Source organism: Jeotgalibacillus sp. S-D1, assembly GCF_004358665.1.
GTDB lineage: Bacteria > Bacillota > Bacilli > Bacillales > Jeotgalibacillaceae > Jeotgalibacillus.
Window position 1 is genome coordinate 1 of record NZ_SMZR01000015.1, and the last position, 11,359, is coordinate 11,359.

Annotated in this window: 11 protein-coding genes; 6 read left to right on the plus strand and 5 right to left on the minus strand. The window is 39.8% G+C overall.

Annotation, left to right across the window (positions count from 1 at the left end; translation table 11 throughout):
• From E2R51_RS20225 to E2R51_RS20240, 4 genes are all read left to right on the plus strand, one after another.
• Nucleotides 1-221: hypothetical protein (locus E2R51_RS20225; protein WP_205703356.1), on the plus strand; the 221-nt coding region annotated here is incomplete at its 5' end.
• Nucleotides 222-614: 393 nt separating this feature from the next.
• Nucleotides 615-1,352 (plus strand): RepB family plasmid replication initiator protein, encoded by a 738-nt coding sequence (locus E2R51_RS20230; protein ID WP_133378690.1) that lies wholly within the window; start codon nt 615-617, stop codon nt 1,350-1,352.
• Between the two features lie 283 nt (nt 1,353-1,635).
• A complete protein-coding gene (locus E2R51_RS20235; RefSeq protein WP_278932040.1) occupies nt 1,636-3,168 on the plus strand; it encodes a catalase in 1,533 nt (510 codons plus the stop codon).
• 149 nt (nt 3,169-3,317) lie between these two features.
• The gene (locus E2R51_RS20240) at nt 3,318-3,950 is read left to right on the plus strand and encodes a recombinase family protein (RefSeq protein WP_011954795.1); all 633 of its coding nucleotides are present in this window, start codon (nt 3,318-3,320) and stop codon (nt 3,948-3,950) included.
• Nucleotides 3,951-3,964: 14 nt separating this feature from the next.
• Here E2R51_RS20240 and E2R51_RS20245 read toward each other — a convergent pair whose 3' ends face one another.
• The 4 genes from E2R51_RS20245 to E2R51_RS20260 form a co-directional block, all read right to left on the minus strand.
• Nucleotides 3,965-4,267 carry a helix-turn-helix domain-containing protein gene (locus E2R51_RS20245; RefSeq protein WP_011954794.1) on the minus strand — a complete coding sequence of 101 codons (303 nt, stop codon included), beginning with the start codon at nt 4,265-4,267 and terminating at the stop codon, nt 3,965-3,967.
• A gap of 1 nt (nt 4,268) precedes the next feature.
• The gene (locus tag E2R51_RS20250) at nt 4,269-4,616 is read right to left on the minus strand and encodes a type II toxin-antitoxin system RelE/ParE family toxin (RefSeq protein ID WP_110817442.1); all 348 of its coding nucleotides are present in this window, start codon (nt 4,614-4,616) and stop codon (nt 4,269-4,271) included.
• A 128-nt stretch (nt 4,617-4,744) separates the two neighbouring features.
• Nucleotides 4,745-5,311: a plasmid replication DNA-binding protein gene (locus E2R51_RS20255; RefSeq protein ID WP_133378691.1), complete on the minus strand. Its 567-nt coding sequence runs from the start codon at nt 5,309-5,311 to the stop codon at nt 4,745-4,747.
• Between the two features lie 599 nt (nt 5,312-5,910).
• A complete protein-coding gene (locus E2R51_RS20260; RefSeq protein ID WP_133378692.1) occupies nt 5,911-8,718 on the minus strand; it encodes a DNA methyltransferase in 2,808 nt (935 codons plus the stop codon).
• 217 nt (nt 8,719-8,935) lie between these two features.
• Here E2R51_RS20260 and E2R51_RS20265 point away from each other — a divergent pair, with 217 nt between their 5' ends.
• Nucleotides 8,936-9,100 carry a hypothetical protein gene (locus E2R51_RS20265; RefSeq protein ID WP_165967282.1) on the plus strand — a complete coding sequence of 55 codons (165 nt, stop codon included), beginning with the start codon at nt 8,936-8,938 and terminating at the stop codon, nt 9,098-9,100.
• Nucleotides 9,101-9,299: 199 nt separating this feature from the next.
• Entirely contained in the window at nt 9,300-10,550 is a 1,251-nt protein-coding gene (locus E2R51_RS20270; RefSeq protein ID WP_205703357.1) for a replication initiation protein, read from the plus strand.
• Here E2R51_RS20270 and E2R51_RS20275 read toward each other — a convergent pair.
• Nucleotides 10,543-11,049, minus strand: a complete 507-nt coding sequence (locus E2R51_RS20275; RefSeq protein ID WP_133378693.1) for a hypothetical protein — start codon at nt 11,047-11,049, stop codon at nt 10,543-10,545. The genes E2R51_RS20270 and E2R51_RS20275 overlap by 8 nt on opposite strands.
• Nucleotides 11,050-11,359 lie beyond the last annotated feature (310 nt).

Here is an 11,359-nt window from a genome sequence, read left to right on the forward strand (position 1 = left end):
AAACATCCTATCCCTCTTGTGTGCTGGTTGGGGAGACCCCAAACCCCCTTCAATCTTTTAAGGTGCGTCTTATTATGTCCAAGAACAGTTCTATTAATTTAGATAAGAGAGCCAAACGTAATCGTGAAATATCTATTCGCGTGAACGATTATGAGCTTTTAGAACTTAAAAAAAGAAATTTCCCTCGGCCAAATAGCCGATATATCATCGAAGCCAGTTGATCATAGTCTATCCTCGCTTCGGAAAAAAATTGCTGTAGTCTGCGATAGTGACTGTCGGTCTTGCCACCCTCAAGGATGTGTCTTGCTATTTTTTTAAGATTACTGCTTTGAGCGGTAATCAGGGTTATTATCATTAGGCTCAAACATGTGATTCTTGCCTTGTTCATGCTCAGGTTTTGGGTTAAAGTTTGGCATGGTCTGATTCGTCTTAAAAATTACTATTACGCCTTTGCTTTAACAGAATTTTTTTGTCGTGTGCAGAGATTCTAGAGTTAAAAACTAACTGTTATCAACTATACCCTAGAAGAACCATTCGTTTTGTCCTTTAAGGGGTTACCCCAGAATTCGGAGAAAATAGTACGCTAAGGAAATTATTCGAGTTTTAATACTCTAATGGGTTTATATCAAGCTGAATGGGGCTCTCACTATATAAATTCTAAAGGAAATGTGGTTGTACGTTATGAACGCTTTACCCAATCTGCGGTTTATATCGAAAATGAAGCGACAGTGAAATTTATGTTTGCCAATGCCATTATTCCCATGCTTGTTGAGTTGGAACGTAACTTTACCAGTTATGAAATTGAACAAGTGGCAAATCTGCAAAGTCGCTATGCCATGCGATTGTATGAGTGTTTGATTCGCTTTAAAGCTAGTAAATTGCTGAACATTACCTTAGATGAGTTACGCTTTCGCTTCGGTTTACTTGATACCGAATATAAGGTAATGAGTGATTTTAAAAAACGTGTGTTAGATATGGCGGTAAAAGATATTAATCATAATACCGATATTACGGTCAGTTATGACCAACACAAACAAGGTCGCACTATTACAAGCTTTACCTTTAAGTTTAAACAAAAAGCTAAAGTCAAGACCGCTAAAGTGGAGCAAGACAAGCGTGACCCCAATACGCTCGATATGTTTGTACCCATGACCGATAATCAACGCTTCGCTTTTGCCAAAAAAATATCCAAACTGCCTGAAGCCTCGTATTTGGCGAAAGGCCAAGCGAATACCAGTTATGATGCCTTTGCCGAACAAATCGCTAAGGATTTATTGAATAACGACAAGCAAAAGGTTTATTTACCTTTTTTGGAGAAGGTGGGATTTAAAAATCTCTTAGATTCTATCTGATTTTAGTTAAACCGTACAGTTGAGAGTGGGATAGCCGTTTGGACAAATTGAACATAGTAGTTCTGAAAAACAAAACCAAAGCATGTAGTTAATTAATTATACAAATCTATAGTAATCGGTTGTAATGATACTTAACAAGGCGGCGCCGTTAAATGCAGAGGTTGTTATGAATAAAAATAGCCGTTTTTCAGAAAAGATGAGATTTATTCTGGGTATATTAATAGAAGCGTATTCAGAATAGATTTTGCACTTTAATCCATTTTTTGTTCAAAGGAGTATTACTATGAGCAACGACATGAACGATAAAAAATGCCCTTACGATATGACGCCGTTGACCATGAGTAATGGCGCGCCAGTGGTTGATAATGAAAATAGCAAAACCGCTGGTAAACGCGGTCCTCTACTTGCAGAGGACTTATGGCTTAACGAAAAGCTTGCCGACTTGAACCGAGAAGTTATACCAGAGCGCCGCATGCACGCCAAAGGTTCGGGCGCGTTCGGTACTTTTACCGTCACTAATGACATTACTCAATATACGCGTGCTGATATTTTTAGCGAAGTGGGTAAGCAAACGGAGATGTTTGCACGTTTTAGTACAGTCGCAGGTGAGCGTGGCGCTGCTGATGCTGAGCGTGATATTCGCGGTTTTGCGCTAAAGTTCTATACCGAGCAAGGGATTTGGGATTTGGTCGGTAATAATACGCCGGTATTTTTCGTTCGTGACCCGCGCAAATTTCCAGATTTAAATAAAGCGGTCAAGCGTGACCCACGTACCAATATGCGTTCGGCGACCAATAACTGGGATTTTTGGACATTACTGCCAGAGTCTTTGCACCAAGTCACCATTACCATGAGCGACCGCGGTATTCCGGCGTCTTATAGACATATGCATGGCTTTGGTTCGCATACTTATAGCTTTATCAATAGCGCCAATGAGCGTTTTTGGGTCAAGTTTCATTTCCGTACTCAACAAGGTATCAAAAACCTAACCGACGCCGAAGCAGCCGAAATCATCGCCTCGAATCGTGAAAGCCATCAAGAAGATTTGCTCAATGCCATCGACAATGGCGATTTTCCGAAGTGGAAAATGTACGTGCAAATCATGCCAGAAACCGATGCTGATAAAGTACCTTACCATCCGTTTGATTTGACCAAGGTATGGCCAAAAGGTGATTATCCGTTGATTGAAGTTGGCGAGATTGAGCTTAATAAAAACCCAGACAATTATTTCTTAGACGTCGAGCAGGCGGCTTTTGCGCCGAACAATCTCGTAACTGGCATCAGTGCCTCACCAGACCGTATGCTACAAGCGCGTCTCTTTAGTTACGCGGATGCTCAGCGTTATCGCGTTGGTGTCAATCACAAGCAAATTCCAGTCAATAAACCTCGTTGTCCTGTCACCAGTAACCACCGCGACGGTCAAATGCGTGTCGATGATAACTACGGTGGTCGTCCACATTATACGCCAAACAGCTTTGAGCAGTGGCAAGATCAGCCGCAGTACGCTGAGCCAGCTTTAAAGATTGATGGCTATGCAGCGCACTACGATTTCCGTGAGGACGATAGTGATTATTTTAGCCAGCCGCGCGCACTGTTTAACCTAATGAATGATGAGCAAAAGCAAGTGTTGTTTGATAATACTGCTCGAGCGATGGGTGATGCGCTTGATTTTATTAAATATCGTCATATTCGCAACTGTTACTGGTGTGATCCAGCTTATGGCGTAGGCGTTGCCAAAGCCCTTGGGATGAACATTGAAGATGCTATGGCAGCACGTGAGAGCGATCCTGCTCGTCATTTACCTAGCTGTCTGTAGTTATTAAATCCAGTTAGTAAAAATAGCGGTGGTGTTCTAAAAGGTATACCCTAGCGGAACCACCTAAAAACGCCTTATAAAATATTAATAGACCACCTAAAATAGACTGGTATAATAGAACCACTTATAACAGACTATTTTGGGTGTTTATGTTTATTAGAGCCTACCTTCGTGCCTCAACCAAAGAGCAAGACGCCAATCGTGCTAAAGATGAACTTATTGCTTTTGCTAGAGAGCATGGCCATAAAATTGCAGCATTCTATACTGAGAACGAGTCAGGAGCGATGCTAGAACGTCCACAACTCATGCAGCTCATTGATGATGCTTCTGAGGGCGATGTGATCTTAGTTGAACAGATAGACCGTTTGGCACGTTTAAATCAAACTGATTGGGATACCTTAAAGAGAAAACTATCAGCCAAACGTCTTTCTGTAGTGTCTAAAGAGCTTCCAACGTCATATATGGCATTGCAACAAGGTAATGGCTCGGAGTTTATGGACAGTGTACTACGCGCCATAAATGACATGCTGCTGGATATGTTAGCGGCTATAGCTAGAAAGGATTATGAGGATAGACGTAACCGTCAAATGCAAGGTATTGCACGCGCTAAAGCTCAAGGTAAATATAAAGGGCGGGGGAAGGACATGGAAAAGCGTAAAATTATTGCCAGTCTTCTAAAATCAGGCCACAGCTACTCTGATATTCAACAGACTGTGAAGTGTTCAAGACAATTGATTGCTGAGGTTTCAAAGGCATCAAAACCAATATCTTCCTCTATATAACCTGACGAATATATTTATACAGTAAAGCCAATATGCTTCCCCGTTGGCAGCTCCACATCAATACGAAGCTTACCACCCATGGCTTCAACATATTTTTTCATGGTTGAGATTTTAAGGTCATTGCCACGGTTTTCTATAGCAGATAGTGAAGGCTGCTTAATACCCAAAGTTTGAGCAAGTTCTTTTTGAGAGATTTCAAGCTCCTCTCGGATGCGGTAGAGTTGGTTTTCCAAAAATAGCTGCTCGGCCAGTTGCTGAATACGCGCCTGGCTGTCTAAAGAGCGCTCTGCTAATAGCTCTTGTAATGTCTTAGTCATGTTATAAATCCCCCAAGGTTTTAAGGTGACACTCATACTGCTGATCGGCTGTGGCTAGCATTTCTTTATAAAAGCGCTTGTTATTACCCTTATCACCGATACAAAGTACAATCGCTTGCCTTTTCGGATCAAATGCGAAAAAGGCTCTCAGTGGTTTACCTCGATGCTGGACCCGAAGCTCTTTCATGTTGGTAAATTTTGAGTCATATACAGTGTCCACTAAAGGGCGCCCTAGGCTTGGGCCTTGCTGCTGTAAAACCACTAAAGCGGCAAGCACCTTCTCTTGTGTCGATTGATCTTGCTGATAAAGCCAATCATTGAATAGATCGGTTGTGATGACAGTCCACATATAAAACCATAATATAGATTATAGTCTATATACTACTCCTAATAAATGCTCATGACAACTGTGATACTTAGCTACTCTTTAACAAGTAAAGGTTTTGCTCGTTAAAACCTAACTATCCATGAGAGCATTTACAAAGACAAGCTCCACCATCTTTTCTTGCCCTTAATGTTGATAGCTTCTTGATTAGTAGCAGGTTTTGAATTTGACTCAGAACTTACTATTTCACTGTCTCCCTGATTGTCCTTGGAGTTGTTTTCGTCTTGAGAGATGCTCGATCCTGATAAGCTACCTTTCATCTCTAATAGCTTAGTTTGTGCAAAGTCCTGAATACTAGCATTCGCTTTGTCCAAGCTCTTACTTAACTGGTCAATTTGCTTTTGATAGTTTTCAACTAATTGTTTGTGATGATCCACCTGCTGCTGCAGGTGGACATTTTTTAGTTTTTCCATCTCCAGTTGATGTTTTAGCTGAACGTTTTCCTGTTCAGCTTCACTGTTCACTGACGTCCATTGGACATTATTTTCATTTTGTTCAGTACGTTCAGTGCTTGGTGGGTTCCCAAACACCCGTAACATTTCAGTAGTATCGATTTTCTTGTCTGAATTTCTTGAAAGCTCGCCATCATCTATCTTTTTGTAGATTGTGGTCCTTGATACACCCCATCTTTTTGATGCTTCTGATACTGATATGTTCACATAGCCTCTCTTTGTTCAATGATGTCCTCTGATGTATACCTAGTACAGTATCATAGTTGTTCTAGATGGTTGTCCAATTTCACCGAAAGCCATATACTAAAACTACCTAAGAAAGGCTCAATTAACATCCTTATACTTTGTTATAGCCTCTAATAAAGGGGCATAAATTTAGGTTTAGCCTAAAATAAAAATGGAATAGCTCATATCCCATAAGATATGAAGTAAAATTATAAAGGGATAAAAATATGCGCCAGAAAAAACAAACGACCAAACTTAAAAAATTTAATAGTACTAAAGATGCTATAAAGATTGCAGAAAAAATACAACTGGTTCAGATCAGGATGCTATTCATAGCTATCCTTACTATTTTATTAATAGGGTTAGGCATTAGTTTTATAAGAAATTGACATACAAAAAAAACCGCATTTTAAAAAATGACCCTTGCTGTCAAATCCGTACAGTTAAACTTGGAAAATTTTAATTGTGCGGCTTAATGGAAAAGATCCAGTTTCGCATAACAGACGTTACGTTAAATGACTTCGCTTGATAGTGTTTTAAGCTGTCTTTAATGGGAAAGCCCCAAAATGGGGCTTTTTTTGTTAAGTATTCAACTCAGCAATCTTTTTAATCAAAAACTCGACTCGACTCGCATCATCCCCTTTGCCACGATAACCATAAGCACTATCAACGGCCTTATCTAACGCTTTATGAGCCTTGGTTAATAGTGGGTATGGATCAATCAGGTAAGTATTGTATAACTGAGCCAAAGTCGGTGCATCATCACTACCATCTTGATAGTGTTTACGAGCATCTAAAACCTCTTGAGCTGCTTTAGCTATGCTTTCTCTCGCTTTTTGTGCTTTATCACTATCATCATCGGCCATAAATGGGTATAAGAAGTTGTTGTAAACAATGGTATTGGAATAGCGGTAACGACTTTCTAATCTACCTGCTGTTAGTCGCATAAATGCGTTGTGCATACTGCTAGATAGAATTCCGAAGTGGTATGGTGTTGCATTAGAAACACTAAATACTAGGTTGCTACATACTGTCTCGTGACTAAGAAAGCCAATAGGTATAAACCGTCTGTTTTCTGATGATACGCTTGGAACTAGTAAGTAGTTTCCTGATTTTGGTTGGCGTATTTCTCCAAATAGATGTGGAGTCGAGGCAAGCTTTTTAGTAGCTTCTCTTGTGCTTGATGCTCTATGTTTCTTTACGTTTTCAATTCTTTTTTTGACGCTAGGCATTTTAGCCAAATCTTGATTTAAACTGATAAGATCATCAGTATCTAGCCAAATACACCAACGCTCAACACTATTAAGAAACTCTTGTGCACCTATAAAAGGTCTCAAATATTTTTTTGCGGTAGGTTCAGAGTTTATAAGGCTTTCATATTCATCTTTTTTTAATAATAAGTATCCACCGTCATTGGGCATAGAGCCAAAATCCATTAAGTATTCGTTTGATAGTTGTTTTTTTGTCCTATCAAAAAATATGTTTTCAGCTTCGACTAAATAACCATTTATATTTTTTACTTTATTAGGTTTGGGTTCAGAAGATACATCATCATACTTAAATAAAGTTTTCTCTTTATGTTCAACAGTAGAGTAGCCAATGATAATACAATGAACTGCAGCTACTCCTTTTCCCTCGTTATTCCACTTAAAGGTATGATGGGCAAAATTGATGTGTGCTCCACAATCTTCTAAAAGATATTTCCATAAAATGGAAACTTGTTCTCCTTGAACGATTGAGTTAGTTGATACAAACGCTGTTTCTATATGATGGTTGTCTTGATTGACTGACAGCATATAATGCATAGCTTTAATATACCAAGCAGTAACATAATCTAGGTTACGATTACCTTTTATTTCTTTGGCAACCTGCAACATATCGCTTCTTTGTTCTTTGTTCTGTTGGTTTTTACCAATAAACGGCGGGTTACCCATTACAAAGTCGCACTCGTTAGCAGGTAGCACTTCTTTCCAGTCTATTTTTAAGGCATTACCCTCGACAATATGGGGGCTATAGGTAATAGGTGTCGTAGGTCTTGTTGTGCCAAAACGCTCAGCAGTGACCATGTTTAACTGGTGATCTGTGATCCACATAGCAACACGAGCAATATGTGCGGCATGAGGTTCAATTTCAATACCGTAGAACTGATCTACAGTCACATTACACATACTACTAATATCAAGTAATCCCTTTTGATCGCCAAATATCTTTGCAATCAGTTGGTTCTCTAATAAACGTAATTCACGATAGGCAATAATTAGGAAGTTACCGCAACCACAAGCAGGGTCAAAGAACTTTAGTGTAGGCAGTTTTTCGTATAGCTGTACGGCTCTTGGTGTGTTGTTAGTACACTTAGAAAATTCATCACGTAACTCTTGTAAAAACAATGAGTTGATGACTTTTAGAATGTTCTTCTCACTGGTGTAGTGAGCACCAAACTCACGCCGTTTATCCTCAGTGCTATCTCCCTCACTTGCATCCAATACACTCTGGAACATCGAACCGAAGATTGCAGGGCTAATCTCAGTCCAATCGAGTGCATCACACTCCATAACTAGGTTATATAGCTTTTCATCGAAATAAGGGATGTTGATAGTTTCTTCAAAAAGACCGCCATTGATATAGGCGAATTGAGCATAATGCTCAGGCAATCTGCTTGAACGATGCTCAGTGTTTAATGTGTCAAATAAAGTGGTTAGTATCTGCTGTAAGTTACTACCATCGGTGGCTGCATGGTTTTTTAACAAATTGTGCAGTACGTGTTTTTTACCAAAAATAGCAGTGTCATCAGCAAAGAAACAGAAAATCAGGCGTGTTAAGAATAGTGCTAGATCATCAGGATCAACACCATCTTGAATGAAAGCCTGGTGCAGTTTAGCAAGCTTTTCAGTAGCTTGTCGGTTGATGGGGTTTTCTTCGATAATCTCATTAGATTGTTGGCTTTCAGGCGATAAGAACTCGAACCATTCAGCATTGTTTGGCAGATCAGAGAGTGGGCATTGATATTTTTTAATATCTAATGGATTATTGATGTCATACAGCCAAATCTCATCGAAGTTACATAAGATGATGTATCTAGGCTTGTCTTTAGCATTAATACGATCGTAATACTCAGATACCTGTGTATAGGCTTTATTTAAATCTACACCACGACTTTTTTGCTCAATTATGACCAATTTGGGGATGAAAGCATCAACGTATTTTTGATTAGATTTGTCTTTAAGACGATGTTCAAATGCTTTAGTTTGAGTTTGGCCAGACACGCCATAAGCATTAAACACTTGAGTCCAAAAGTTTTGGCTTTGGCCACGCTCATAGCCCTCAGAGTCTTTATAGTCGTGAACGATTTGTTGTAATTGTTGTCTGACGTGCTTGTAATCTATACTCATTTTTATTCTTCAACCTGTATGTTCTTATGAGAGCATTCAAGCAGGATACAGTAACACACGCTAACACAGTTTAGGAATGCCTATCGACCCAAAAAAATCGCTTGCTATGGGTTTTGTGGAGGGCGGCACTTGTGTATGAGTAAAGCCAGTTAATACTGGTATTAAATGGTGTTTATTTGGTATATACTTACTCTATATTATCTATGGAGTGCTAAGTATGACTGAGCCAAAAACAAAAATGTTCACTGCTAAAGTTGATGAAGATCTACTAAAAGCATTTAAACACGCTTGTCAGAACCAAGATACAACAGCATCACAGGCTGTCAGAGCCTTTATGCGTGAGTACGTACGTAAGCATGGCCAGGCTGACTTATTTAAATAGGATAATATTCTATTTAAGCCTTGAAATATAAAGGTTTGCAGAGAGTGTAACAAAAGAGTAAACTAGCTAAAAAGACGAAACCCCCATAGCGTCAACTATGAGGGTTTCTAGAATACTAATCTGTGGTAGCAGATATAGTGGTTCCATTGCAAGATCCATTATATCACGCTATCACGTTAACACAATAGCGTAGAATGTAATGGAATGTCTCAAACAAGTCTCGCCAAGAGAATGGCAGGAAGTACCTCAATTACGTCAGTTTTATGACGACCTCGCCAATAAGCCTTATTGCACCAACGAGAAAGGCTCTATTTTCGTTCGTAGCAAAAAACAAGCGATTAAACACCGATTTATCCAGCCCAATCACCCTTGCGTGATTAAGTGGTTAGTATTCGATATTGACCATCCAGATGCCTTATTTACCTTTATAGATACAGGCCTACCCAAACCCCAAGTTATCATCAAAAATCCCAAAAACGGCCACGCCCACTATGCTTATAGGCTAACCACACCTGTAGGTATTGGAGGTAACTCAAGCATTAGAGCCGAAAGCTACCTTAAAGCTGTTAGGGATGCCCTATGTGAAGCATTAGGAGCAGATACGAGCTATTCAGGCAACCTCATCAAGAACCCTTGTTACATAAAAGACAATGCCCCCACCCCAAAAAAGACTCACTGGCTTAACAACAATGAGGACGAAGGCGATCGTGACGAGCATGAGACGTATCTAACAGGGGCGCAGCCCTCTTATACGCTTGCAGAGCTTGCAGATTATCTAGATTTAGAGCCACTCTACCCTCAGACGAAGCAAGAGCCTGCAAATGATTCAGGTTATGGCCGTAACTGCTCGTTATTTGAGGAGTTACGACACTTAGCCTATCAGTGTAAAACCAAAAGTTTTAACGCAATAGTCAGATATCTCAAACCAATAGCAGAAAAGATGAACCAGAGATTTGATGTACCACTTAATCCAAATGAGGTTAAGCACATCATTCGTAGTATCGCTAGGTATTGTGCCAGAATGGACTTCACAGCATCACATAAGGCGTTCTCTAAGCTTCAAGCTACTAGAGGTGCTAAAGGTGGCCGAGCTAAAGGTAAGAGCTATGATGAGAAACGACAGCAAGCTAAAGAGTTATACGAACAAGGCTTAAACAAGAGTGAAATAGCACGGAGGCTAGATGTATCAAGGCGTTCAGTCATCAATTGGCTGAGCAACCTAGGGTGTGCAAATAGCCATAATCAGATAATAGCCCGCTTAGCGGTTTCCGACGCAGCTCGTGTGCTGGCCTATGTTTTACCCACTGCCTCTGGCACTGGGTGCTTGCTTCGTTTCTATGCCCCTTTGTTCGCTAACGCTGCTTTGGCCCTCCCCAGTTGTTTTCTGGCTCCTATTTGCTTTGCTAGTTACCCTATTGGTCGTTCAACGGCTGATCCTTGGCTTAGTTAGATGCTTTCGAACGAGTTTTTTCTTCTCTGAGTTCGTAGTCCTCTATCCAATACTTAATGTATAGGTCTAACGTTTCTTTATATGCTTTGGGGTTACTTTTGACTGCGGATAGCACCAATTGTACGAGCTCTTTGTTTTGTGGTCGTTTCTTCGATGAGAACTTTTTTAGCTTAGTTTTACTGAAGTTTATGCCTAATAGTTTTAACACCTGATCTGCGCTATATGATGTTAATGAGTGTTCGTTCAGGTGTATGTTTTCGTGTTGCCGACTTTCTATTTTATCGATATTGGGTAAGTCGCAAAAAGCACGCCATAACTCTCTTCTTTTATCGTTTTCTAAATGCTTTAAATGGTAATGCCACATCACTTCGTTTAGCTGACCCATGTTGTCGATTACTCCTAAGAAGAAAATAATGGCATCGCTTCTGGCCCTTCTTTTCAAATTTACACGTTTGATATTGGCTACTCTATTTTTGTTTTTTTCAGATTTTTCTAGCATTGCCTAACCCTCTATATACATTGATCTAAAACCCTCTATAGACAGTTGTAAAAACTATCTCCATACATTGATAAAAAACTATCTATATACATTACTCTAACACTACCTATGCATCAATATATAATCTTACCAACGCTTATTAAGCCAGCAGTCACAAAAGGGGGCTATTTTATGCTACGCTAAAAACATCCTATCCCTCTTGTGTGCTGGTTGGGGAGACCCCAAACCCCCTTCAATCTTTTAAGGTGCGTCTTATTATGTCCAAGAACAGTTCTATTAATTTAGATAAGAGAGCCAAACGTAATCGTGA

What these genes read in the sequence shown, in the direction of transcription:
- E2R51_RS20230 (WP_133378690.1), top strand. Translation starts at nt 615, where the DNA reads ATGGGTTTATATCAAGCTGAATGGGGCTCTCACTATATAAATTCTAAA.
- E2R51_RS20235 (WP_278932040.1), top strand. Translation starts at nt 1,636, where the DNA reads ATGAGCAACGACATGAACGATAAAAAATGCCCTTACGATATGACGCCG.
- E2R51_RS20240 (WP_011954795.1), top strand. Translation starts at nt 3,318, where the DNA reads ATGTTTATTAGAGCCTACCTTCGTGCCTCAACCAAAGAGCAAGACGCC.
- E2R51_RS20245 (WP_011954794.1), bottom strand. Translation starts at nt 4,267, where the DNA reads ATGACTAAGACATTACAAGAGCTATTAGCAGAGCGCTCTTTAGACAGC.
- E2R51_RS20250 (WP_110817442.1), bottom strand. Translation starts at nt 4,616, where the DNA reads ATGTGGACTGTCATCACAACCGATCTATTCAATGATTGGCTTTATCAG.
- E2R51_RS20260 (WP_133378692.1), bottom strand. Translation starts at nt 8,718, where the DNA reads ATGAGTATAGATTACAAGCACGTCAGACAACAATTACAACAAATCGTT.
- E2R51_RS20265 (WP_165967282.1), top strand. Translation starts at nt 8,936, where the DNA reads ATGACTGAGCCAAAAACAAAAATGTTCACTGCTAAAGTTGATGAAGAT.
- E2R51_RS20270 (WP_205703357.1), top strand. Translation starts at nt 9,300, where the DNA reads ATGGAATGTCTCAAACAAGTCTCGCCAAGAGAATGGCAGGAAGTACCT.
- E2R51_RS20275 (WP_133378693.1), bottom strand. Translation starts at nt 11,049, where the DNA reads ATGCTAGAAAAATCTGAAAAAAACAAAAATAGAGTAGCCAATATCAAA.